Consider the following 24484-nt stretch of genomic DNA (forward strand, 5'->3'; position numbering starts at 1 on the left):
GGGGGTGGACCGGCCGCGGCGCGACCGCGGGTCGAACGGGCCGGTCCCCCCAGCGTAGTGGTCAGTGCGTGGGTGCCTTGCGCAGTGTGACGGCCGCGATGACCGCGGCGACGACGACGAGGCCCGCCCCGATGAGCGAGGTCACGGTGACGCCGGAGCCGAACGCGTCGGCCGCCGCCTGCCACAAGGCGTCGCCGAGCGCGGCCGGGAGCTCATGGGCGGCGGTGTAGGCGCCGGCCAGCGTCTCCTGTGCAGCGCGGGCCACCTCGGCCGGAAGCCCCTCGGGCAGCACCAGCGCGCCGCGGTAGAACGCGGTGATGATGCCGCCGAGGACCGCGGTCCCGAGCACGGCACCGAGCTCGTACGCCGTCTCCGACACCGCGCTGGCGGCACCGGCCTTCGCCGCGGGGGCGCTGGACAGGATGAGCTCGTTCGAGATGGTCTCGGCCGCGCCGATGCCGATGCCGAGGACGGCGAAGGCGAGGATCAGCGGAGCCACGCCGTGCTCGTGCGTCGTGAACGCGACGATGAGGTACCCCGCGACCGAGAACACCAGCGCCGCCGGGATGAGCACGTGCGGCGGCACCCGCCGCGAGATCGGCACCACCGTGAGTCCGGCGACGATCATCGCCGCCATCCCCGGTACGAGCGCGAGGCCCGCGACCATCGGCGAGAGCCCCAGCACGAGCTGCAGGTGCTGCGACACGAAGTACAGGAACCCGACGAGGGCCACCACGCTGAGCAGGTTCACCAGGATCGCGCCCGAGAACGACCCGCGGCGGAACAGGGCCATGTCGAGCATCGGGGTGTCGGCGCGGAGCTGACGGCGCACGAACAGCGTCCCCATCACGAGGCCGAGCAGCGCCCATCCCCCGGCGTACAGCGACGGACCGTCGACCGCGAACGACTTGATCGCGTAGACGACCGGGATCATCGCGGCCATGGAGAGCACGATGCTGAGCGGATCGATGCGGCCGGGGTTCGGGTCACGGCTCTCCGGCACGAGCAGCGGCGCGGCGATGAGCAGCGGGATGAGAACCGGCACGGCGATGAGGAACACCGAGCCCCACGCGAAGTGCTCGAGGAGGAAGCCGCCGACGATGGGACCGAGCGCGGATCCGGCGGAGAACGCGGACGCCCAGACCGCGATGGCCATGCGGCGCTGGTCGCGGTTCTGGAAGATCGACCGCAGCAGCGACAGCGTCGACGGCATCAGCATGGCGCCGAAGAAGCCGAGCAGAGCGCGGGCGGCGATCAGCAGGCCCGCGGTCGGCGCGAAGGCGGCCAGCGCGGAGACCACGGCGAATCCGGTGGCGCCGATGAGGAGCAGGCGGCGACGCCCGAAGCGGTCGCCGAGTGTCCCCATGGTCACCAGGAGTCCGGCGAGCACGAGCGGATAGACGTCGATGATCCAGAGCTGCTCGGCCCCGCTCGGCGCGAGCGAGATCGAGATCTCGGGCAGCGCGAAGCTCAGCACCGTGTTGTCCACCGACACCAGCAGCACCGGGAGCATGAGGACGACGAGCGCCGCCCACCCCCGAGCCCCGACGCGGGGAGCTTCCGTCTCTGTCGTCGGGATCGACGCAGTACGGGTCATGGAACACCTTTCCTTCCTGCGGACCGCTCGTTACTAAACCGTCCGGCTGGTATAGTAACAGATGCCGCCCTCCCGATCCCGCTCAGAGGATGACCGATGCCCCGCCCTCCCCTCGCCCGTGAGAAGGTCCTCGACGCCTTCGAGGCGATCCTCATCGACGACGGCGAACGCGCCGCGACGCTCGAGGCCACGGCGAAGGCCGCAGGGGTGTCGAAGGGCGGCCTGCTCTATCACTTCCGCTCCAAGGACGACCTGGAGACCGGACTCCTGGAGCGCCTCGACCAACTGACCACCCTCGATCTGGAGCGCATGCGCACCGCCGACGAGGGCCCCGTCGCGTACTACGTCCGGACCTCGGTGATGGAGGACGACGCCCTCGATCGGGCGCTCATCGCCACGACTCGGCTGGCCCAGGGCGGCTCGACCGCCGCGTCCGACATGCTCCGCGAGACCCGGCGTCGCTGGGCGGAGACGATCCGTCCGCACGTCCGCGACACCGCCAGCCTCGACCTCGTGATGCTCGTGAGCGACGGCCTCTACTTCAACAACTCGCTCGACGTGCACGGGCCGGAGCGCCTGGTCCCGCGCAGCGACGAGCTCGCCGATCTCATCGCCCTCGTGCTGCGCGCCACCGCCTGACGCGGGATGAGGCCGCAGTTACGGAGAAGGGCGGGAGCCTCGCGCTCACGCCCTTCTCCCCCGCTCTGCGGTGTCAGACCTCGGTGATCTCGATCTGGCGGAAGAGGTCGGCGTCGATGGCGCCGCGCACGTCGTCCAGCAGCTCCTCGGACACGGGCGAGTCGAGCGTCAGCACGCTGAGCGCCTGGTCGCCCGCCGCGAGCCGGGAGATCTGCATACCGGCGATGTTGATGCCGGCCTCGCCGAACTTCTGCCCGTAGACGGCCACGATGCCGGGGCGGTCGGTGTAGAGCATCACGACGTGGTGCTTCTCGATCGGCAGCTCGAGGGCGTGGTCGTTGATGCCGACGAGCTTCTCGGCCTGCTTCGGTCCGGTCAGCGTGCCCGACACCGAGAGCTGCGATCCGTCGGACAGCGCCCCCGTGAGGGTGATGACGTTCCGGTACTCCTCGCTCACGTCATCCTTGAGCAGGCGCACCGCGATGCCGCGCTGCTCCGCCAGGAGGGGCGCGTTCACGTACGACACGGTCTCGCTCACGATGTTGGTGAAGACGCCCTTGAGGGCGGCGAGCTTGAGCACGCTCACGTCGTAGTCGTTGAGCTCGCCGTGCACCTCGACGTCGAGGCTCGTGAGCGGCGACGTGGCCAGCGCGGCGAAGATCTGGCCGAGCTTCTCCACGAGCGAGATGCCGGGACGCACGTACGGGTCGATGACGCCGCCCGCGACGTTGACCGCATCCGGCACGAGGTCGCCGCCGAGCGCGAGCCGCACCGAGCGCGCGACCGAGACGCCGGCCTTCTCCTGCGCCTCTTCCGTGCTCGCACCGAGGTGCGGGGTCACGACGACGTTCGGGAGGTCGAGCAGAGCACGGGCGCTGCCGCCCTCCGCCGGGGGCTCGGAGGTGAAGACGTCCAGGCCGGCCCCGGCGATCTCGCCGGCGACGAGCGCCTCGTGCAGCGCCTCCTCGTCGATGAGTCCACCGCGGGCGACGTTGACGACGAAGGCGGTCGGCTTCATGGCGGCGAACTGCTCGGCGCCGATCATGCCCGTCGTCTCCGGGGTCTTGGGCATGTGGATCGTGAGGAAGTCGGCCTCGGCGACGAGCTCGTCGAGCGAGAGGAGCTGCACGCCGAGCTGCTGGGCGCGCGCCGAGGTGACGTAGGGGTCGTACGCGACGACCCGCATGTCGAAGGCGGCGAGGCGAGCGGCGACGAGAGCGCCGATCCGACCCAGTCCGACGATGCCGACGGTCTTCTCGAAGAGCTCGGCACCGGTGAAGGAGCTGCGCTTCCACTGGCCGGCGGACAGCGAGGCGTGCGCGGCCGGGATCCGGCGGGCGAGGCTGAGGATGTGGCCGACCGTGAGCTCGGCGGCGGAGACGATGTTCGACGTCGGGGCGTTGACGACCATGACGCCGGCCGCGGTCGCGGCCTTGATGTCGACGTTGTCGAGGCCGACACCGGCCCGCGCGACGACCTTGAGCTTCGGCGCGTGCGACAGCGCCTCCTCGTCGATGCGGGTCGCGGAGCGGATGAGCACCGCGTCCGACTCCGCGAGGGCGGCGAAGAGCGCCTCGCGATCGGTGCCGTCGACGTGGCGGACGTCGAAGTCGGGGCCGAGCGCCTCGATCGTGGCGGGAGAGAGTACTTCGGCGATGAGCACGACAGGCTTCGGCACAGTGGATCCTTCGGGGCAGCGCGACAGGCGGTAGGGGCCGATGCGCCGCACACCGTCGGGGGCGCGATCGCGACAACTCTACCGGAGCGCCGGGACCGCTCCGTGCCGTGTGACGGCGTGACGGATCCTACTCAGGCGCTGGGCAGCGTCAGACTCAGCGCGAGCAGGCTCATCCAGAACACCGCGACGATCCCGAGTCCGGCGAGGAACGTCAGGGCGAGTTCGCCCACTCGCCGCCGCCGGCCGATCGCGAAGGCGAACCCGAACACGATGACGGGGAACACCACGCCGAACAGGAGCGTCGCCCATCCGGTGCCGGTGAGGCCGGTCTGGGCCATGGTGATGAGGTGCGCGACCGCGTTCCACACCGCGTAGGCGTAGAAGAGCCCGGCGAGGGCGATGACGGTCCACACGAGCCAGCGCGGCGAGCCGGTCGCCACGGCGGTCGGTGACTTCGGAGCGGTCATGAACCGATCACCCCCACGGTCACGAACGGCCACGGCACGAGCAGCACGACGCCCGCCAGGAGCACGGCGGCGCGGATCCAGGAGGCCCGGCCCCGCGTCAGCAGCCATGTCGCGAGGAACCACAGCGCGGGGGCGGCGATCGCCAGCACGGACCAGGGCAGGAACATGAAATCCGCGACGAGGAACGAGGCGAGCGGCTGCAGGCGGAGACCGCCCGCGATCCACCCCAGGGTGTAGAGCAGGTAGACGCCCCCGACGACCCCGACGAGGACCAGCATCGCGTTGCTGAGACCGGAGGGCGCCGCGGTCGTCTCGTCCACCGACGCGGGTGCGGGCGCCGCGGGCGCGACGGCCTCGACCGGCGTCGGTTCCGGAGCGGGTGTGGAGCGCCGTGCGGCGTCCCGAGGGCGTCGCTCCGCGCTGTCGTCGCCCTCCCAGCTCAGGGCGTCGTCCGAATCGGATGTCATCTCTCCAGCGTAGGACACCGCGGCCACTAGGCTCGGGGATGCCTCGGCGGGGTCGCCGGGCACTTTCGGGGGAAAGGACAACCATGGCCGAGAACGAGCAGACGTCTTCCGCCGCGCCGCGTCGTCCCGCGACCGGCGCCACGACCGGCGAACCGCCCGCGGGCTGGACGCCGAGCCCGGAGGCCAAGGCCTCCGCGACGCGCTTCCGCATCATCGCCGCGGTCCTCTGGGCGCTCGCGATCGCGGGCGAGGCCGTGGGCATCTTCTGGCTCCTGCGCCAGCGCGAGTTCGTCGACGAGGGCGGCGCGCTCGTCCGCGATCCGGACACCGGCCTCCTGGAAGAGCAGGGAGCGACGGCGCAGTTCCCGCAGTGGGCGTTCATCGCCCTGCTCGTCCTGCTGGTCGTGATCGCCGCGCTGTCGATCATCGGCTCGATCCTGTGGAAGAAGGCCAACACCCTCGACCCGGCGCGGCGCGCGGACAAGACGCGGTTCTTCGTCCAGAACCAGCTCGGCGCGATCATCGCGGTCGTCGCCTTCCTCCCCCTCGTCGTCCTCATCTTCCTGAACAAGGACATGGACAAGGGGCAGAAGGCGACCGCCGGCATCGTCGGCATCGTCCTGGCCGTCCTCGCCGCGATCGTCGGGACGAGCTTCGCCCCACCGTCCGTCGAGCAATACACCGCGGACCAGTCGGCCGTGATCCAGCTCCTCGGGGCCGATGAGGTCGTGTGGGTCGACGGCGGCAAGGTCTACCACGTCTGCGATGAGGTGCCCGCGATCCAGACCGGCAGCGAGATCCGCACCGGCACCACCTCCGAGGCCATCGAGGCGGGGAAGATCAGGCTCACCCTGCAGTTCGCGTCCGAGCTGCGCACCTGCGGCCTGGCGGTGCCCGAGAACGCCGACGAGATCACCGAAGCCCTCCGCGCAATCCAGGCCGGCCAGGTCGACACACCTCTGCCTGCCCCGGTCTGGGCCGACCCGACGGACGCACCCATCGAGATCCAGGACGCCCCCGCCGACGAAGGCTGACGTCAGGAGGCGCTCAGGGCCTCGACGAGACGATCCTCCGCCGAGGCGAGGTGCGCACGCAGCACCGCGGCCGCGCGCTCCGCGTCGCCGGCGGCGACGGCCTCGAGCATCTCCGCGTGCTGCGCGGCGATGAGTTCCGCGTCGAGGAGACGCCGCCCCTGCACCTGCGCCATACACAGCCGCACCTCGTCCAGCACGCTCCGGTACATGCGACTGGTGCGCTCGCTGCCCAGGCCGTCGATGAGCGCCGTGTGGAAACGGAGGTCGGGATCGACCGTCGCGGGATCGGGGCCCGGTGCCATCGCCTGCAGCTCGGCGTTCGCCGCCACGGCGGCCGCCGGGACCACAGCGCTCTCCGCCAGCTCGCGCAGCGCCGCGCTCTCCAGCCGGATCCGCGTGCGGTAGACGTCGCGGACGGTCTCCGCCTCGATGCCGACCACGCGCGCCGTGCGATGCGCCGTCCGCACGAGCAGCCCGCTGGCCACGAGCTGCTCGATGGCCGCTTTGGCGCTGGGCCGGGCGACGCCGTAGGCCTGGGAGACGGCCGCCTCGGTCAGCGGCTCCCCCGAGCGGATCTCGCCGGAGAGGATCCGGCTGCGCAGCTGTCCGGTCACGGCGTCGACCACGCCGACCACGCCCAGGGGGCGCTCCGCGATCGAGGTCATGCGGAACAGTCTAGCGAGGCGGCCGTCGTTCAGTACACTTGTCAGACAATCTTCGAGCGGAGCAGAGGAGCACCGTGCCCACCACCCTCGACCACCCCCTCGATCCCGCACTGCTGGGGACCGAGACGCAGGTCCACGCCCGATCCATCGACCGGTTCGCCCGCGCCCACGACGCCTCGCATTACCTGCTCGTCCCGGACGCGGTGCTGTCCCCCGCGGACGCGGAGGGCGTCGCCCGCGCGTTCTCGGCGGTCCGGGCGGCCGGGCGCACGCTCACGTTCCGCTCCGGCGGCACCAGCCTCTCCGGACAGGGCATCAGCGGCGACATCCTCGTCGACACGCGCAGCCACTTCCGCGACATCCACATCGAGGACGACGGCGCCGCGGTCCGGGTCGGCCCCGGGGCCACCGTCCGGCAGGTGAACACGCGGCTGGCCCGGTACCGCCGCAAGCTCGGACCGGATCCGGCCAGCGAGATCGCCTGCACCATCGGCGGCGTCGTCGCCAACAACTCCAGCGGCATGGCCTGCGGCATCACCGAGAACTCGTACCAGACGATCACCTCGATGGTCGTCGTGCTGCCCAGCGGCACCGTCCTGGACACCGGACGCGCGGACGCCGCGGACGTGCTCCGCGACGCGGAACCCGCCCTGTTCGCCGGGCTGTCGTCGCTCCGGGAGCGGCTGCTCGCCGCGCCAGAGAACGTCGCCTTCCTCCGACAGCAGTTCTCGATGAAGAACACCATGGGCTACGGACTGAACGCCCTGCTCGACTTCGACGACCCGGTGCGGATCCTCGAACACCTCCTCATCGGATCGGAAGGGACCCTCGGCTTCGTCGCGGAGGCTCGTTTCCGCACCATCGAGGTGCGCCCCGCGATCGCCACCGGTCTGCTCGTCTTCGAGACGCTGTCGGCGGCGATGACCGCACTCCCCGCTCTCACGGAGCTCGGACTCGCGACGATCGAGCTCCTGGACGCCGCCTCCCTGCGCGTCGCCCAGGGCCTGAGCGACGTCCCCGCCGCGATCTCCGAGATCGACGTCCAGGGCCACGCCGCCCTCCTCGTCGAGGTGCACGCCGCCGACGACGAGGGCCTCGCCGTCGCGAGCGCGACCGCCCAGGCGCACTTCGACGCCCTTCCTCTGGCCGTCGCTCCGCGCCTGACCACGGATGCGGGAGAGCGCGCCGCGCTGTGGCACGTCCGCAAGGGCCTCTACACGGCGGTCGCCGGAGCACGGCCGTCCGGCACGACCGCCCTCCTCGAAGACATCGTCGTCCCCGTCCCCCGTCTGCTGGCCACCTGCGAACGCCTGATCGAGCTGTTCGCCGAACACGGCTACGAGGGGTCCGTCATCTTCGGGCACGCGAAGGACGGCAACGTCCACTTCCTGCTGAACGAGCGCTTCGACGACCCCGACAGCGTGGCGCGGTACCGCCGCTTCACGGACGACCTCGTCGAGCTCGTCCTCGCGCAGGAGGGATCCCTCAAGGCCGAGCACGGCACCGGCCGCATCATGGCACCGTTCGTGCGGCGGCAGTACGGCGACGAGCTCACCGACATGATGTGGGAGATCAAGCGGCTGTTCGATCCGGACGGCATCCTCAACCCCGGCGTCGTGCTCTCCGACGACCCGGACTCCTATCTGCAGGACCTGAAGCGCGTGCCCACGGTCGAGCGCGAGGTGGACCGCTGCGTCGAGTGCGGCTACTGCGAACCCACGTGCCCGAGCAAGAGCATCACGCTCACACCGCGGCAGCGCATCGTGCTGCGCCGGGACATGGCCTGGGCCGAGGAGCAGGGCGACACGGCGCTGCTGCGCGACCTGCGCGCGGACTACGACTACGACGGCGTGCAGACCTGCGCGGTCGACGGCATGTGCGGCGTCGCGTGTCCGGTGGACATCAACACCGGCGACCTCGTCCGCCGCCTCCGCGCCGAGCAGGAGAACGCCGTGGAGGGGGCCGCGTGGGGAGCGGCGGCGAAGCACTGGAGCACCGTCACGCGCGCCGGGGGCGTCGCCCTCACGGTCGCCGACGCTCTCCCCGTCCCGCTCGTGCGCGGCGCGACGCGGGTCGGACGCGCGGTGCTCGGCGCCGATACCGTGCCCCTCTACGACGGCGGACTCCCCCGCGGCGGCACCGCGCCGCCCCGACCGGTCTCACCGCCCGATGCCCAGGCCGTCTTCTTCGGCGCCTGCATCGGCACGATGTTCGGCCCGGAGGACGAGGGTCCCGGTTCCCGCGACGCCCTGCGCGCCCTGCTCGACCGCGCCGGGATCCCCGTCGTGGTCCCGGAGGAGAACGGCGGGCTCTGCTGCGGGACGCCGTGGAAGTCCAAGGGACACCTCGACGGCTATCGCCTCATGTCCGACCGGGTGCTGGCCTCGCTCTGGGACGCCAGCCGCCACGGGGAGCTCCCGGTGGTCTGCGATGCGGCCTCCTGCACCGAGGGCCTCGACGTGATGCTCACCCAGGCCGTCGCCGCGCACCCGGAGTACGCGGGACTGCGCATCGAGGACGCCACCACGTTCGTCGCGCGGGAGGTGCTGCCGCGCCTCTCCGTCGATGCGAAGCTCCCCTCGATCGCCGTGCACCCGACCTGCTCGACGACCGCGCTCGGCGCGACCGGGGCACTGACGGCGATCGCTGCCGCCGTCGCCGACGAGGTCTTCGTACCCGACGGCTGGGGATGCTGCGCGTTCGCCGGCGACCGCGGCATGCTGCACCCCGAGCTCACCGCGAGCGCGACGGCGCAGGAATCGGCCGAAGTGTCCGCGGCCGATGCGGCCCGCGGCGGCTTCGACGCCTTCGTGTCGGCCAACCGCACGTGCGAGATCGGCATGACCCGCGCCACCGGCCGCCCGTACCGCCACGTGATCGAGGTTCTCGAGGAGCGCACGCGCCCCTAGCCCAGCGACGAAGGGCCCCGTCGGATCACCGACGGGGCCCTTCTGCGGAGCCTGTGTCAGGCGCCGTGCGCGGTGAGCACGGCCACCGGAGCCTCGCGGAGACCGGCCGGGATCACGATGCGGGTCGCACCGCCGTCCACGGTCGCCTGGGCCGGGGTCCCGTCGGCCCACGACAGCGCAGCGGCCGCGAGCTCGGACGGCAGCTCGAACTCGCCGTCCGCCGGATCGAGCGCATGCACGTGCACCGCGTCAGTGGAGGTGGTGTAGCGGCGAGGAGCCCCCGTCCGCTCCCCCATCCGCGTCCAGGGCCGCGTGCCGTAGATCGCCGCGCCGTTCACGGCCAGCCAGCCGCCGAGCTCCTGCATCGCCTTCCGCTGCAGCGCCGGAATGGATCCGTCCGCCGCGGGACCCACGTTGATGAGCAGGTTGCCGTTCTTCGCGACGACGTCGACGAGGAGCCGGACCAGGGCCGCCCCGGAAAGCGAGTGCCGCTCGTCCTCCGCCTGGTTGAACCCGAACGAGTAGCCGAGCCCGCGGGTCGACTCCCACGGCTCGGGGATGATGTCCGGGATGTCCGTGTATTCGCGGGTGAGGAAGCCGTGGTACGGCACGCCCCACCGGTCGTTGACGACACCGTCCGGAACCGCGTCGAAGTAACGCCGCAGCAGTGCGGCCACGGCGTAGTCCTCCGTGCCCTTGCCGCCGTCCGGCCACTCGATGTCGTTCCAGAGCACGTCGGGCGCGAACCGCTCCACGAGCTCCTCGAGCTGCGCGGCGGCGTACCGGGAGAAGTGGGCGTCGTTGCGACGGAACCGGAACAGGTCGGTGTCCGACTCGATCGGCGGGAAGTCGCTCACGTGCCAGTCGAGCGCTCCGGAGTAGTACACGCCGAACTTGGCTCCGGCCCGCCGCGTGGCGTCGTGGAACTCGGAGATGAGGTCGCGGCGAGGGCCGCGCGCGACGGCGTTGAATCCCGTCGTGGCGGTGTCCCACAGACAGAACCCCTCGTGGTGCTTGGTCGTGGGCACGACGTAACGCGCCCCCGCCGACACGAGCTCACCCACGAAGGCGTCGGCATCGAAGGCGTCGGCGTCCCACTGGTCGGCGAGGTCCTCGTACGAGGTCCCGGGACCGTAGGTGCGCTGGTGGCGCTCCCACGTCGGGCTGCCCGGGATGCGCACCGTGTTGCCGTACCACTCCGCGTACTGGTGCCACGCATAGGCGTCCTCGGTGGGGATGTTCACGCCCTCCCCGTGCTGCACGGCCCACGCCGGCACGGAGTACAGGCCCCAGTGCACGAAGAAGCCGAGCTTGGCGTCGCGGTACCAGTCCGGCACGCCGTTCGCGGGGTAGACCGGGGCCGCCGCACCGAAGTCGGGGCCGGTGCGCTTCTCGAAGTTCATCATGATGCCGTGTCCTCCTCGTCGGCGCCGCGGCGCACGACCACCGCGGTCAGATCGGGGTCGCCTGTCGTGTCGAACGGGAACACCCCGGGGCGCAGGCGATGGTGTCCGAGGCGGAGCAGGTCCTGGTCCACCCCGCCCGGAGTGAGCGCCAGCGTCCATCCCGCCGCCAGCTCGTACAGCTCCGGCTCCAGGTAGCCGATCTTCACGACCACGACGTCGGCCGTCGTCGGCTCGAGCCCCAGCATCCGGAAGTCGGAGAGATGGTGGAAGGGCTTGCGGCGCGCGGTCACGATGGCGTGCAGCCCGCCGACAGCGATCACCACCTGGGTGCCGGCGTCCGGGTCGCCGTCGGTGACCGAGAACACCGTGCCGGTGATCTCGACCGGTCCGTGCGGCCCGGAGTCGACCGCGGCTCCGGCGGACAGCGTGACCGTCGCACCGACGCCCGCCTCCACGGCTTCGGCAACGGCCCGCGGATCGAAGATCGAGGCGACCAGCGTCGTGTGCGTCCCGTCGGTGAGCTCGGGTCGCTGGAGCAGCTGGGCGAGGGTCCAAGTCACATCGCCCGCTCCCCCGGCCGTCGGGTTGTCCCCGGAGTCGGAGATCACATACGGACGCGGGGCTCCGGACGCCAGAGCCTCCTCCAGCGCCTCGTCGAGGCTTCCGGTCTTCGCGACGAAGACGAAGTCCTCCCGCGCCTCCCAGAACATCCGGGCCACGCGCTCCGCCTCCCGGGCGATGACCTCACGGTCGTCCCCGGTGACCACGACGTAGGCCTGGCAGCGCGGCTCGTCCGCCCACGCGTAGCCGATCCACACCGAGGCGTCGACGACACCGGGCAGCGCCTCGATCTCGGGGAGCTCGGCATAGATGCTCTGCGCGGGCTCCAGCCGCGTACTCGTCTTCTCCCCCGGCAGCAGCACCGGAACGGGTACCCAGGCGGTGAAGGGTCGCCGCGCCTGCACGTCGCCGCCGCGCGGGCCACGGAGACGGTCGAGCAGGTTCCACACCGCCCGCTCCTTCGTGTTCAGCCAGTCCTCGTGCGGGGCCATGCGGTAGCAGGTGAGCAGGTCCACCGCGTCGCGCAGCGTCTCCGAGACGTTGCCGTGCAGGTCCATCGACGTGGAGACGAGCGTGTCCGGGCCGAGAGCCTCCCGCACCGCGAGAGCCAGATCCCCCTCGGCATCGTCCATCCCGACGACGCTCATCGCGCCGTGGATGTCGAAGAAGAAGCCGTCGAACGGCCCCTGTGCGCGGATCCCCTCGACGAGCGCGTCCTTCATCCGTCGATAGGTGTCCGGATCCACCGCGCCGCCGGGCAGCGACCGCCCGTGGGTGAGCGGGACCCACTCCGCGGCCTCGGCGAGCTCACGCCCGGCATCCAGGAACGGGTAGTACGCCCGCAGGGCATCGCCGGTCCGGATCGTGAAGGCCTCGTCCCCGGAGATGTGCGGGGAGAACGTGCTCGACTCGATGGAGATGCCGCCGATGCCGATCCGGGGCCGCGCGAGCCCGCCCTCGGCGAGCGGCGGCAGCGGACCCATCCAGATCTCGTGGGCTTCCGGGCGTGCGGTCACGGTGCTGTTCTCCTCTGCGGTCGCAGTCGTGGTCAGGAAACGGGGGCGAGGGCGCGCCGGGCGCTCTCGATGGCGCCGAGCGCGACGGCGTCGGCGCCGAGGACGGCGGGGACGATGCGCAGCGCGATGCCGGACACCGGGGCGTCGGTGCGCAGGGTCTGCTCGATCGATGGCGACAGGAGGTCCCAGGCCGCCGTGACCCCGCCGCCGACGATGGCGGTCGGCAGGTCGAGGAGCGTCGCGGCGCTCGCGCAGGCGAGAGCGAGCGCGCGCCCGGCGTCGTCGAACACCGCGCGGGCGTCGGCGTCGCCGGCCCTGGCGGCCTCCGCGACCTCCCTGGCATCGTTCACCGGACGCCCGGTGCGCTCCGCGAAGCGCCGGGCGATCGACGTCCCGGAGGCCAGGGTCTCCAGATGACCGGTCTGCCCGCAGGTGCAGACGAGGTCGCTGTAACCGGGCGTGTGCCCGATCTCCCCGGCCGCGCCGTGCGGGCCGTGGTGCAGCTCCCCGCCGATGACCAGCGCGCCGCCGACGCCCGTGCCGAGCATCACCCCGAGCACATCGGGCACGCCCGGACCCGCCACGGCGGCTTCTCCGAGGAGGAAGGCGTTCACGTCGTTCTCCACCCGCACCGGGACGCCGAGGCGCTGCGCCAGCTCCGGGCCGAGCGGGAAACCGGCCCAGTCCGCGAACAGGGCGGACGCGGCGCGGATGGTGCCGCTCTCGTGGTCGATGACCCCCGCGGCGCCCACCCCCACCGCGGCGACCGCGACATCGGCCTCGACCGCCAGCCGCGCGACGAGAGCGGCCGCCGCATCCGCCATCGCCGAGCCGCCGACGCTCGCAGGCGCCGGCACGCTTCCGCGTGCGAGGACGTCTCCGAAGGCGTCCACGACGAGGGCCGCGATCTTCGTGCCCCCGATGTCCACCCCCGCCAGCGCCAGGTCGGACCCGAGGCCCGTGGTCGTTCGTCGAGGGTCGTCCGTCTGCTGCCCGACCGCGCTCATCGTCCGCCCAGCCCGGCCATCGCGATGCCCTTGACCAGATGCTTCTGCAGCACGATCACGAGCAGGGTGGTGGGGATCATCGAGATGATCGCGGCGGCCATCTGCAGGTCCCAGCGGGTGCCGGTGAGGCCGGCGAAGCTCGCCAGGCCGACGGGCAGCGTGCCGTGCGCGTTGTAGTCGACGGTGACGATGAGGGGCCAGAGGTAGCTGTTCCAGAACGAGAGGAAAGTGAACACCGCGAGCACCGCGACCGCGGACTTCGACAGCGGCAGGATGATCTGCAGGAACGACCGGACGGGGCCGGCGCCGTCGACTCGGGCCGCCTCCTCCAGCTCGTAGGGGATGCCGCGGAAGAACTGCCGCATCAGGAACGTGCCGAAGGCGCCGAACGCGAAGGGCAGGATGAGCGCCTGATACGTGTCGACCCAGTTGAACCACTGCATGACCTGGAACATGGGGATGACGAGCACCTCGGCGGGCACCATCAGGGTGGCGAGGAAGAGGACGAAGACCGCGTCCCTGCCCTTCCACCGCAGGCGCCCGAACGCGTATCCGGCCGTGGTGGACACCACGAGCACGACCAGGGTGCCGCCGATCGCCACGATGAACGAGTTCATGATGTACGTCAGGAACGGTCCGTAGGCGAAGACGTCGACGAAGTTGCTCCAGCGGATCTCGGAGCCCACCAGGGTCGGCGGCATCGAGAACATCTCGGAGTTCGGCTTGAGGGCCGAGAAGAACGCGTAGACGAGGGGCGCGATGAAGATGACCGCCGCGATGTAGATGGTGACGTGCGCGAGGATCAGCCGGGCACGCGCGCCGGGCGTGGTCGCCGCACCGCGCGCCTTCTCCCGCTCGCGCTGACGCCGCGGGGCGGTGCCGGTGGGCCGGACGAGGGTCTCAGTGCTCATAGTGCACCCACTTCTTCTGTGCGGCGAACTGGATGCCCGTGATCGCGATGATGATCGCGAAGAGGATCCATGCGGCGGCGGCGGCGAGTCCGAGGTCGCCGAAGGTGAAGCCCTGCTCCCAGATGTACATCACGAGCGGCTTGGTGGCGTTGCCGGGGCCGCCTCCGGTGAGCATCTGCGGCTGGACGAAGACCTGGAGCGAGGTGATCATCGTCATGATCGTCGCGAAGAAGATGGACGGCGAGATCATCGGGATGATGATGCTCCAGACCCGCCGGAAGCCCTGCGCGCCGTCGATGCTCGCGGCCTCCAGCACGCTCTCCGGGAGCTGCTCCAGGGCCGCGGAGAAGATCAGCATGTTGTAGCCGAGACCCTGCCAGACGCTCATCACGACGACCATGATCATCGCCCAGTTGGGGTCGGCCAGGAAGTTCGGCAGCTCGACGCCGAACCAGGTGACCGAGAGGCCGTTGAAGAGCCCCTGCGGCTGCAGCATCATCTTCCACACCAGGACGTTCGCGACCATCGGGGTCACGACCGGGATGAAGAAGAGGACGCGCAGGGCGCCGCGACCGCGGATGCGGGGGCCGAGGCCGAGGGCGAGCACGAGCGAGAGAGCGACGCTCAACGGCACGTACAGCAGCGTGTACACGGCCGAGTTTCGCAGCGCGGGCCAGAAGTCCGGGCTGCTGGTGAACAGCTTGACGTAGTTGTCCACCCCGTTGAAGGTGCGTTCGCCGAAGGTCGGCCAGTCGAAGACGCTCATCACGATCGACAGCCCCACGGGCACGATCGTGAACAGGGCGAGGCCCACCAGGGCCGGGCTTGCGAAACCCAGCGCCTGGCGGCCCTCGACCTTGGCGAGCGATCCTCGACGTCTCGTCGTGATCGTCATCTCGTTGTCTTTCTCTGTTACTGCTGTGCGGGCCGGATCCGGCTCACTCGCCGAACTGCGCCTGGGCGTTCGACAGCAGCTCCTCCATCGTCATCTGGCCGTTGTAGACGCTGACGAGGTTGGGCTGGATGTAGCTGTCGAGCTTCTGCCAGTTCTTGGTCATGTAGAGCGGCACCGTGTCGCCGAACGCGGCCTCGAACACCGACTGGACCTGGTCCCGGTACTGCTCGTCGATCGACTCGAAGTACAGCGGCTGCGACGAGATACGGGCAGGGTACGAGCGGCCGGACGAGGCGATGTAGTCCTGCGCGTCCTCGCCGACGAGGGAGCCGAGCACCTTCAGCGCGGCCTCCGGGTTCTTGCAGTTCTCCGCGATGCCGTACCCGGAGCCGAGGATGGGACCGGGGTTGCCGTCCACGCCGGCGGGCAGCGGCACCATGCCGGCGGCGAAGCCGGACTCGTTGTTGAGGTAGCTGACCGCGTTCCAGGTGCCGTCGACGGCCATGGCCGCGTTACCGCCCGTGTACTGGTTCTCGCCCCAGCCGGTGTCGGACGCGGAGGCGACCGGAGCCGCGACCTTCTTGTCCGTGACGAGTCCGGCGTACCAGGAGGCCGCGTCGACGAAGTCCTCGTCGTCGATGTGCAGCGTGCCGTCCTCGGAGGCGGGCTGCGTGGCGGAGTAGGCGATCGGCATCGACATCCACTGGTAGCCGCCCATGCCCATGCCGAAGCCGTACTTGCCGTCCTTCGTGGCGTCGGCCGCGATCGTGGCGAAGTCGTCGAACGTCCAGCCGATCTCCGGAGTCGCGGCGCCGGCGGCGCTCAGCATGTCCTGGTTGTAGTAGACGAGCATGGTGGCCACGTCGAACGGCACGCCGTAGACCTTGCCCTCGAAGCTGAGGATGCCGTCGGCGCTCGGGTTGAACTCCGACCAGTCGATGCCCGCGGTCTCGAGGTCCTCGTCGCTGAGCTGACGGAAGCCCGCCGTGTAGCCGCCGAGCTGCGCGCCGCTCATGCCGGTGATGCAGGCCATGTTGCCGCTGGCCATGTTGGTGGTGAGCTTCGTGAAGAAGTCGCTCCACGGCGAGGTCTGCAGCTTGATCTTGATGTCCGGGTTCTGCTTCTGCGCGAACTCGATCTGCGCCTCCAGCGCGTCGACGTCCGACTCGCTGCCGGCCCACATGTCCACGACGATGGTGTCGCCGTCGGCCGAGCCTCCGGATCCCCCGCTGCTCGCACAGCCGGTCATCGCCACGGCCACGCCCGCGACAGCGGCGACAGCCCCCACACGCAACTTCTTCATTGAATGCCTCCTGAGAAGGGATAGGTTATTTCGAGACTCGAACTAACCAATTAGGATTTCGTATGAAGTTACGCTGTCATAGTTCGCAAGGTGCCGCAAGCTGAACATCCGATGTTTATAGGCTGGTGATAATTCGTCACTCCCCCGAAACATGCGACACCCCCGCTACGCTGACGATGCTCCGAGACGAAGGGCCTCCATGACGAACCCCGCCGACACCCCCGTCGACGATCCGCACACACGGCGCATCCTCGACTTCGTCGCGCGCGGGCAGGCCCGCTCCCGCTCCGAGCTCGCCTCCGCTCTCGGGGTGGCCGCCTCCACCGTCGGCCTGCGCGTGCAGGCGCTTCTCGATGCCGGTGTACTGGAGGAGGCCGGGGCCGGCACCTCCCGCGGCGGACGACGGCCGCGCGTGCTCCGGATCGCCGGCGACGGGATCGTGCTGTCCGCCGATCTCGGCGGGCGTCATGCCCGCATCGGCCGTCACGACCTCAGCGGCGGCCTGCTCCACTCAGAGACCATCGCGATCGATGTCGCGGACGGCCCGGAGGCGACGCTGGACCGGGTGTCCGCGGTGTTCGAGAGACTCCTCGCCGAGACGCGGGTCCACGCCATCGGCGTGAGCCTGCCGGGCCCCGTCGACGTCGCCACCGGTGCCGTTGACCAGCCCTCGCGGATGCCGGGGTGGCCCGGCTTCCGCGTCGGCGAGCACCTCGCGGAGCGCCACGGCGTCCCCGTCGTCGTCGACAACGACGCCAATCTCGCCGCCCTCGGCGAGCACCGACGCCAGCTCGGGCACACCCAGCACAGCATCACCGTCAAGGCGGGCACGGCGATCGGCAGCGGGATCATCGTGGACGGGCACATCCATCGGGGAGCGACCGCCGCAGCCGGCGACATCACGCACACGCGCATCGACGGCAGCGGGGACATCCCCTGCTCCTGCGGCAACACCGGCTGCCTGGAGACCGTGGCCAGCGGCGCGAGCCTCGTCCGCCAGATGCGCGAGCGCGGCAACACCGAGGTCCGCACCACGGCCGACGTCCTGACACTCGCGCGGGACGCCGACCCGCTGGCCACGACGCTCGTCCGCACTGCCGGGACCCATCTGGGTCAGGCGTTGTCCGGGGTCGTGAACTTCTTCAACCCGCACGCCCTCTTCCTGACCGGGAGCATGAGCGCCTCCGAGCCGTTCATCGCCGCGGTGCGCAGCCGGGTCTACGAGGCCTGCCACCCGCTCGCCACCCAGCGGCTGCGGATCGAGGCCGCAGCCACCGGCGCGGACGCGATCCTGCACGGCGCGGCGCGCCTCGCCCTGGAGGGCATGGACATCCCGGTGGCGACGGCCTGAGCCGCCACCTCCCGCCTCACTCCCCCGTGAGGCGCAGCTCGATGACCGGCATCAGCACGTCGGGACGCCGCACCGGCAGATGCACCGTGAGCGTCCCCTCGGCCTCGCCCGCCGGAGTCATCAGGTCGGCCTGCTGGTCCGGGTCGCTGACGCTCGTGCGCAGCCAGGACCCGTCGTTCAGCAGGCGCGCATACGAGACCCTGCCCGCGAGTCCCGGCAGGTGCACGAAGCCCAGCGGCCAGCTGAACAGGCTCAGGTAGAGCCGGTCGCCGCGGAGCGTGTACACGCCCTCGCGGGGTGGCGTGAACGGCGCATGACCGGCCCCGATCACGGCGCGGTCGTGCAGGCGCATCCACTCCCCGATCTCGGCGAGGGTCGCCGCGTCCCGGGGGGCGATCGCCCCGCGGCCGTCCGGACCGATGTTGAGCAGCATGTTGCCGCCCATCGACACCGAGTCGACGAGCATCTGCACGAGCAGCACGGGCGACTTCTGGTCGGTGTTGTCCCGGTGGTAACCCCAGGACCCGTTGAGCGTCTGGCACGCCTCCCACACGAGGGGCACGCCGTCGCGGACGATCGGAGCCGTCGGCTGGTACTGCTCGGGCGTCACGAAGTCCGCGGGGATGCCGAGACGGTCGTTGACGAGCATCTCCGGCTGCAGCTCCCGGCACAGCGCGAGCAGCGCCTCGGCGTCCCAGTCCTGCGGCCCCTTCCCCTCCCAGCCGTCCTTGGACTCCGGGTAGGTGAAGTCGAAGAACAGGTAGTCGATGTCGCCGTACCCGGTGAGCAGCTCGCGGACCTGACCGTGCAGGTACTCGCGGTAGCGGGCCATGTCGCGCCCCTCGTTCAGGGCGTGCGCGTTCTCGTCGTCGCGTCGGGGGTGGTTCCAGTCCACCGTGAAGTCGGGGTGATGCCAGTCGATGACCGAGTGGTAGAGACCGACGCGGATCCCCTCGGCACGGAGGGCGTCGACGTACTCGCGCACGAGGTCCCGTCCGACCGCCGTCACGGAGGTGAAGTCGGTCAGCTTCGAGTCCCAGAGGCAGAAGCCGTCGTGGTGCTTCGTCGTGAGCACGACGTAGCCCATCCCCGTCTCCTTGGCGGTCTTCGCCAGGGCTGCGGCGTCGAAGAGGTCGGGATCGAAGTTGTCGAAGTAGGGGCGGTACTCCTCGTCGGTGAGGCGTTCGTAGTTCTGCACCCACTCGTGCCGCGCGGCCCCGCTGTAGAGGCCGAAGTGGACGAACATGCCGAAGCGGGCGTCATCAAACCATTCCTGTCGCATGCGTCCATCCTGGCACAGACATCCGATGTCTGCGCCGATGAATGGCACGCGAAACGCCGAACGGGCGCCCCCGGAGGGACGCCCGTTCTTTCGCGAGTCGAATCAGCGCGCGGCGCTGCCGTCGACGTAGTCTTCGTCCTGCTGCTTCCATGCGAAGAGCGAACGCAGCTCCTTGCCGGTCGCCTCGATCGGGTGCTGCTCCTCCTTGGCGCGGAGGGCGAGGAACTCCTCGGCCCCGTTGTCCTGGTCCTCGATGAAGCGCTTCGCGAACGCGCCGGACTGGATGTCGGACAGGACGCCCTTCATGCTCTCCTTGACGCGCTCGTCGATCACGCGCGGACCGGAGACGTAGTCGCCGAACTCGGCGGTGTCGGAGATCGACCAGCGCTGCTTGGCGATGCCGCCCTCCCACATGAGGTCGACGATGAGCTTGAGCTCGTGCAGCACCTCGAAGTAGGCGATCTGCGGCTGGTAGCCCGCCTCGACGAGGGTCTCGAAGCCTGCCTGCACCAGGTGGCTCATGCCGCCGCAGAGCACGGCCTGCTCGCCGAACAGGTCGGTCTCGGTCTCCTCGGTGAAGGTCGTCTTGATGACGCCGGCGCGGGTGCCGCCGATTGCCTTCGCGTACGACAGCGCGAGGTCCCAGGCCTGGCCGGACGCGTCGCGCTCGACGGCGATGATGTCCGGGATACCACGACCGGCGACGAACTCGCGGCGCACGGTGTGGCCGGGAGCCTTCGGCGCGACGAGGATCACGTCGACGCCCTCGGGAGCGTCGATGTAGCCGAAGCGGATGTTGAAGCCGTGCGCGAAGGCCAGGGTCTTGCCCGCCGTCAGGTTCGGGGCGATGGACTCGCTGTAGATCGTGCGCTGGTGCTGGTCCGGCGCGAGGATCATGATGACGTCGGCCCACTCGGTCGCCTCGGCGACGGTCTTCACGGGGAAGCCGGCCTCCTCGGCCTTCGCGGCGGACTTCGAGCCCTCCTTGAGGGCGATCGCGACCTCGACACCCGAGTCGCGCAGGTTCTGGGCGTGGGCGTGGCCCTGCGAGCCGTAGCCGACGATCGCGACCTTCTTGCCCTGGATCAGGGACAGGTCGGCGTCGTCGTCGTAGAAGATCTCGGTGCTCACTGGTTTCTCTCCTTGGTTGTGGTTGTGCGGGACGCGCGGTCCCAGAGTCTGTCGAAGGGTCAGCCGCGCAGGACGCGCTCGGTGATGCTCTTGCCGCCGCGGCCGATCGCGAGGAGGCCGGACTGGGCGATCTCCTTGATGCCGAAGGGCTCCAGAGCGCGCAGCAGCGCCTCGACCTTGCCCTTGTCTCCGGTGACCTCGATGACGAGGGCATCGGCGGCGTAGTCGACGACCGAGGCGCGGAAGAGGTTGACGACCTCGATCACGTTCGAGCGGCTGGCGTTGTCCGTGCGCACCTTCACGAGCATGTGCTCGCGCTGCACGGACGACGCCGGGTCGAGCTCGACGATCTTGATGACGTTGATCAGCTTGTTGAGCTGCTTGGTCACCTGCTCGAGCGGCAGCTCCTCCACATCGACGACGACCGTGATGCGGGAGATGCCCGGCACCTCGGTCACGCCGACGGCGAGGGAGTCGATGTTGAAGCCCCGGCGCGCGAACAGGCCGGCGACGCGGGTCAGAAGGCCGGGGGTGTTCTCCACCAGCAGGCTCAGGACGTGGGTCGACATGGCTCAGTCCTCCTCGTCGAACGCGGGCGCGTGGTCGCGCGCGTACTGGACATAGCTGTTGCTGACCCCCTGCGGCACCATCGGCCACACCATGGAGTCGGCGCTCACGACGAAGTCGATCACCACGGGGCGGTCGTTCGTCTCCAGCGCGAGCTGGATGGCGGCGTCGACCTCCTCCTCCTTCTCCACGCGGATCGCGAGGCAGCCGTACGCCTCCGCGAGCTTCACGAAGTCGGGGATGCGGATCGTGCCGTGCCCGGTGTTCAGGTCGGTGTTGGAATGACGGCCGTCGTAGAAGAGCGTCTGCCACTGCCGGACCATGCCCAGCGACGAGTTGTTGATGATCGCGACCTTGATCGGGATGTTGTTGATCGCGCAGGTGGCGAGCTCCTGATTGGTCATCTGGAAGCAGCCGTCGCCGTCGATCGCCCAGACCTGGCGTTCCGGCTCCGCGACCTTGGCGCCCATGGCCGCCGGCACCGAGTAGCCCATCGTGCCCGCACCGCCGGAGTTCAGCCAGGCGTTCGGGCGCTCGTACTTGATGAACTGCGCGGCCCACATCTGGTGCTGCCCCACACCGGAGGCGAAGATGCCCTCCGGCCCGGTGAGCTCGCCGATGCGCTGGATCACGTACTGCGGCGCGAGCAGACCGTCGGTCGTCGGCGCGTACCCGAGCGGGAACTCGTTCCGGAGCCCGTCGAGGTACGACCACCACTCCTCGATGTCGGGCTTCGCGTCGGCCGTCGCTCCGCGGAAGGCGGCGTCGAGGTCGGTGAGCACGTCGCGCACGTCGCCCACGATCGGCACATCGGCCGTGCGGATCTTGGAGATCTCCGCCGGGTCGATGTCCACGTGCACGACCTTCGCGTTCGGCGCGAACAGGGCGGCCTTGCCGGTGACCCGGTCGTCGAACCGCGCGCCGAGCGAGACGAGGAGGTCGGCCTCCTGCAGCGCCAGCACGGCGGGAACGGTACCGTGCATGCCGGGCATGCCCAGGTGCTGCGGGTGCGAGTCGGGGAAGGCTCCGCGCGCCATCAGCGTCGTGACGACGGGCGCACCGGTCGACTCGGCGAGTTCGAGCAGCTCGGCCGCGGCGCGGCCGCGGACGACACCGCCGCCCACGTACAGCACCGGCTTCTTCGCCTCCGCGAGGAGGGCGGCGGCCGCCTGGATCTGCTTGCCGTGCGCCTTGGTCACCGGGCGGTACCCCGGGAGGTCGATCTTCGGCGGCCACACGAAGGGCGCCGTCGCCTGCTGCGCATCCTTGGTGATGTCGACGAGCACGGGACCGGGGCGACCGGTGCCGGCGATCTCGTAGGCCGCGGCGATGGCGCCGGGGATGTCGGCGGCGTCCTTCACCAGGAACGAGTGCTTCGTGATCGGCATCGTGATCCCCACGATGTCGGCCTCCTGGAACGCATCCGTCCCCATCAGCGTCGAGAACACCTGACCGGTGATCGCGAGCAGCGGTACCGAGTCCATGTAGGCGTCGGCGATCGCCGTGACGAGGTTGGTCGCTCCGGGGCCGGAGGTGGCGATGCACACCCCGACCTTGCCGGACGCGGAGGCATAGCCCTCGGCCGCGTGGCCCGCGCCCTGCTCGTGCCGCACGAGGATGTGGCGGAGCTGCGAGGCGTCCATGAGCGGGTCGTAGACCGGGAGGATCGCCCCGCCGGGAAGACCGAAGACGTCCGTGACCCCGAGCAGCTCGAGCGAGCGGACGACGGCCTCCGCACCGGTGATCTCCGGAGCGGATGGACGGGCGGGCGGCCTCGGCACGGCCGAGACGGAGTCAGCAGTCATGACTTTCCTTCTGATGAACTGTGCGGGACACCGGCGCTCCGATCGAGCGGTTGCTGAGCCGGTCGATGGATCAGCCGGTCGTCGCTCCCTCGGCGGCGGACCGCACGAGGCGCGAGTACTTGGCAAGAACGCCTCGGGTGTAGCGCGGGGGAAGCGGCTCCCAGCCAGAGCGGCGGGAGGCGAGCTCTGCCTCGTCGACGAGTAGATCGAGAGAGCGAGCTGCGATATCGACCCGTATCAGATCACCATCGCGCACGAAGGCGATGGGACCTGCGTCCACCGCTTCGGGTGCTATGTGGCCGATGCACAGGCCGGTTGTGCCGCCTGAGAATCGTCCGTCCGTCAAGAGTAGTACATCTTTTCCGAGCCCCGCGCCCTTGATGGCCGCGGTGATGGCGAGCATCTCGCGCATACCCGGTCCGCCCTTGGGGCCCTCGTACCGGATGACGATGACCGTCCCCGGCTCGATGGTGCCCTCGGCGACCGCGTCCATCGCCGCGCGCTCGCGCTCGAACACGCGGGCCGGGCCCTCGAATACGGCCGCGTCGAAGCCGGCGGTCTTGACCACGGCGCCCTCCGGCGCGAGCGAGCCGTGCAGGATCGTCAGGCCGCCGGTGGCGTGGATCGGGTTGTCGAAGGTGTGGATGACCTCGCCGTCGATCGGCTGCGGGTCGAGGTCCGCGAGGTTCTCGGCGAGCGTCTTGCCGGTGACCGTGAGCGCGTCGCCGTGCAGGAGGCCCTCGTCGAGCATGGCCTTCATGATGACGGGGATGCCGCCGTGCCGGTCGACGTCGTTCATGACGTACTTGCCGAACGGCTTCATGTCGGCCACGTGCGGGACCTTGTCGCCGATGCGGTTGAAGTCGTGCAGGCTCAGCTCGACCTCGGCCTCGCGGGCGATCGCGAGCAGGTGGAGGACGACGTTGGTCGAGCCGCCGAGGGCCATCGCGAGGGCGATCGCGTTCTCGAACGCCTCCTTGGTCAGGATGTCGCGTGTGGTGATCCCCTGGCGGAGCAGGTTCACGACCGCCTCGCCCGAGCGGTGCGCGAAGTAGTCGCGACGGCGGTCGGCGGCGGGCGGCGCGGCGGAGCCCGGCAGGCTGAGCCCGAGCGCCTCGGCGACGGAGGCCATGGTGTTGGCGGTGTACATGCCGCCGCACGCGCCCTCACCGGGCGCGATGGCGCACTCGATGCGCTTGAGGTCTTCCTCGCTCATGAGGCCGGCACGGCAGGCGCCGACCGCCTCGAACGAGTCGATGATCGTGACGTCCTTCTCGGTGCCGTCGGAGAGCTTGACCCAGCCCGGCGCGATCGACCCGGCGTAGAGGAAGACGCTCGACAGGTCGAGACGGGCGCTGGCCATGAGCATGCCGGGGATCGACTTGTCGCAGCCTGCGAGCAGGACGGAGCCGTCCAGGCGCTCGGCCATCATCACGGTCTCGACCGAGTCGGCGATGACCTCGCGGGAGACGAGCGAGAAGTGCATCCCCTCGTGACCCATCGAGATGCCGTCGGAGACGGAGATGGTCCCGAACTGCAGCGGGTACCCGCCGCCGGAGTGCACGCCCTCCTTCGCCCCCTGAGCAAGTCGGTCGAGGCTCAGGTTGCAGGGCGTGATCTCGTTCCAGCTGGACGCGATGCCGATCTGCGGCTTGTCCCAGTCGGCGTCACCCATGCCGACGGCGCGGAGCATGCCGCGGGAGGTCGTGGCCTCGATGCCGTCGGTGACGACGCGACTGCGGGGCTTGATGTCGATGGGCGCGCTGGCGGAGGGATCATGCGAGGACATGACG

At 70.3% G+C, this 24484-nt stretch carries 20 protein-coding genes; 4 read left to right on the plus strand and 16 right to left on the minus strand.

All coding sequences use genetic code 11. The annotated features are described in order from the left end of the window. Positions 1-61: 61 nt before the first annotated feature. The gene (locus tag ACIQID_RS03780) at positions 62-1597 is read right to left on the minus strand and encodes an MFS transporter (protein ID WP_331202737.1); all 1536 of its coding nucleotides are present in this window, start codon (positions 1595-1597) and stop codon (positions 62-64) included. Between the two features lie 96 nt (positions 1598-1693). On the opposite strand from ACIQID_RS03780, the gene ACIQID_RS03785 reads away from it, so the two are divergent. After that, a complete protein-coding gene (locus ACIQID_RS03785; protein WP_312672772.1) occupies positions 1694-2236 on the plus strand; it encodes a TetR/AcrR family transcriptional regulator in 543 nt (180 codons plus the stop codon). Between the two features lie 73 nt (positions 2237-2309). Here the strand turns inward: ACIQID_RS03785 and serA are convergent, their stop codons facing one another. The 3 genes from serA to ACIQID_RS03800 all read right to left on the minus strand — a co-directional run bounded on the left by serA (position 2310) and on the right by ACIQID_RS03800 (position 4848). Then, positions 2310-3914, minus strand: a complete 1605-nt coding sequence (gene serA / locus ACIQID_RS03790) for a phosphoglycerate dehydrogenase (protein ID WP_105949735.1) — start codon at positions 3912-3914, stop codon at positions 2310-2312. Positions 3915-4045: 131 nt separating this feature from the next. Continuing rightward, a complete protein-coding gene (locus tag ACIQID_RS03795) occupies positions 4046-4381 on the minus strand; it encodes a hypothetical protein (protein WP_312672773.1) in 336 nt (111 codons plus the stop codon). Then, positions 4378-4848 (minus strand): hypothetical protein, encoded by a 471-nt coding sequence (locus ACIQID_RS03800; RefSeq protein ID WP_400282125.1) that lies wholly within the window; start codon positions 4846-4848, stop codon positions 4378-4380. The genes ACIQID_RS03795 and ACIQID_RS03800 overlap by 4 nt, the downstream gene beginning before the upstream one ends. A gap of 83 nt (positions 4849-4931) precedes the next feature. On the opposite strand from ACIQID_RS03800, the gene ACIQID_RS03805 reads away from it, so the two are divergent. Beyond that, positions 4932-5882 (plus strand): hypothetical protein, encoded by a 951-nt coding sequence (locus ACIQID_RS03805; RefSeq protein WP_400282128.1) that lies wholly within the window; start codon positions 4932-4934, stop codon positions 5880-5882. A 2-nt stretch (positions 5883-5884) separates the two neighbouring features. Here the strand turns inward: ACIQID_RS03805 and ACIQID_RS03810 are convergent, their stop codons facing one another. Then, entirely contained in the window at positions 5885-6547 is a 663-nt protein-coding gene (locus ACIQID_RS03810) for a GntR family transcriptional regulator (RefSeq protein ID WP_400282131.1), read from the minus strand. 74 nt (positions 6548-6621) lie between these two features. On the opposite strand from ACIQID_RS03810, the gene ACIQID_RS03815 reads away from it, so the two are divergent. Next, positions 6622-9456, plus strand: coding sequence for an FAD-binding and (Fe-S)-binding domain-containing protein (locus tag ACIQID_RS03815; protein WP_400282133.1), 2835 nt, complete (start codon positions 6622-6624; stop codon positions 9454-9456). A 56-nt stretch (positions 9457-9512) separates the two neighbouring features. On the opposite strand, the gene ACIQID_RS03820 is transcribed toward ACIQID_RS03815, so the two are convergent. The 6 genes from ACIQID_RS03820 to ACIQID_RS03845 form a co-directional block, all read right to left on the minus strand. Beyond that, complete coding sequence (locus tag ACIQID_RS03820; protein ID WP_331202735.1) at positions 9513-10862, minus strand: alpha-L-fucosidase; 1350 nt, start codon at positions 10860-10862, stop codon at positions 9513-9515. Then, the gene (locus ACIQID_RS03825; RefSeq protein ID WP_400285649.1) at positions 10859-12406 is read right to left on the minus strand and encodes a M81 family metallopeptidase; all 1548 of its coding nucleotides are present in this window, start codon (positions 12404-12406) and stop codon (positions 10859-10861) included. The genes ACIQID_RS03820 and ACIQID_RS03825 overlap by 4 nt, the downstream gene beginning before the upstream one ends. Before the next feature lie 65 nt (positions 12407-12471). Further along, positions 12472-13446 (minus strand): ROK family protein, encoded by a 975-nt coding sequence (locus tag ACIQID_RS03830; RefSeq protein ID WP_400282136.1) that lies wholly within the window; start codon positions 13444-13446, stop codon positions 12472-12474. Next, a complete protein-coding gene (locus ACIQID_RS03835) occupies positions 13443-14357 on the minus strand; it encodes a carbohydrate ABC transporter permease (protein WP_400282139.1) in 915 nt (304 codons plus the stop codon). The genes ACIQID_RS03830 and ACIQID_RS03835 overlap by 4 nt, the downstream gene beginning before the upstream one ends. After that, a complete protein-coding gene (locus ACIQID_RS03840; protein ID WP_312672781.1) occupies positions 14347-15252 on the minus strand; it encodes a sugar ABC transporter permease in 906 nt (301 codons plus the stop codon). The genes ACIQID_RS03835 and ACIQID_RS03840 overlap by 11 nt, the downstream gene beginning before the upstream one ends. Positions 15253-15295: 43 nt before the next feature. Further along, positions 15296-16555 carry a sugar ABC transporter substrate-binding protein gene (locus ACIQID_RS03845; RefSeq protein WP_312672782.1) on the minus strand — a complete coding sequence of 420 codons (1260 nt, stop codon included), beginning with the start codon at positions 16553-16555 and terminating at the stop codon, positions 15296-15298. Positions 16556-16754: 199 nt separating this feature from the next. Between ACIQID_RS03845 and ACIQID_RS03850 the strand changes: the two genes are divergently transcribed. Beyond that, positions 16755-17906: an ROK family transcriptional regulator gene (locus ACIQID_RS03850; RefSeq protein WP_312672783.1), complete on the plus strand. Its 1152-nt coding sequence runs from the start codon at positions 16755-16757 to the stop codon at positions 17904-17906. Between the two features lie 16 nt (positions 17907-17922). Here the strand turns inward: ACIQID_RS03850 and ACIQID_RS03855 are convergent, their stop codons facing one another. The 5 genes from ACIQID_RS03855 to ilvD form a co-directional block, all read right to left on the minus strand. Next, positions 17923-19188, minus strand: a complete 1266-nt coding sequence (locus tag ACIQID_RS03855; RefSeq protein WP_400282144.1) for an alpha-L-fucosidase — start codon at positions 19186-19188, stop codon at positions 17923-17925. Between the two features lie 102 nt (positions 19189-19290). After that, on the minus strand, positions 19291-20319 hold the full coding sequence (gene ilvC / locus ACIQID_RS03860; protein ID WP_025103269.1) for a ketol-acid reductoisomerase: 1029 nt from the start codon (positions 20317-20319) through the stop codon (positions 19291-19293). A gap of 59 nt (positions 20320-20378) precedes the next feature. Next, positions 20379-20888, minus strand: a complete 510-nt coding sequence (gene ilvN / locus ACIQID_RS03865; protein WP_025103268.1) for an acetolactate synthase small subunit — start codon at positions 20886-20888, stop codon at positions 20379-20381. Between the two features lie 3 nt (positions 20889-20891). Continuing rightward, complete coding sequence (locus ACIQID_RS03870) at positions 20892-22691, minus strand: acetolactate synthase large subunit (protein WP_071328458.1); 1800 nt, start codon at positions 22689-22691, stop codon at positions 20892-20894. 70 nt (positions 22692-22761) lie between these two features. Next, positions 22762-24480 carry a dihydroxy-acid dehydratase gene (ilvD, locus tag ACIQID_RS03875; RefSeq protein WP_312672786.1) on the minus strand — a complete coding sequence of 573 codons (1719 nt, stop codon included), beginning with the start codon at positions 24478-24480 and terminating at the stop codon, positions 22762-22764. Positions 24481-24484 lie beyond the last annotated feature (4 nt).

Origin of the sequence: Microbacterium sp. NPDC091676, from assembly GCF_044756645.1 — a bacterium.
In the GTDB taxonomy this organism is placed as follows: Bacteria; Actinomycetota; Actinomycetes; order Actinomycetales; family Microbacteriaceae; genus Microbacterium; species Microbacterium paraoxydans_D.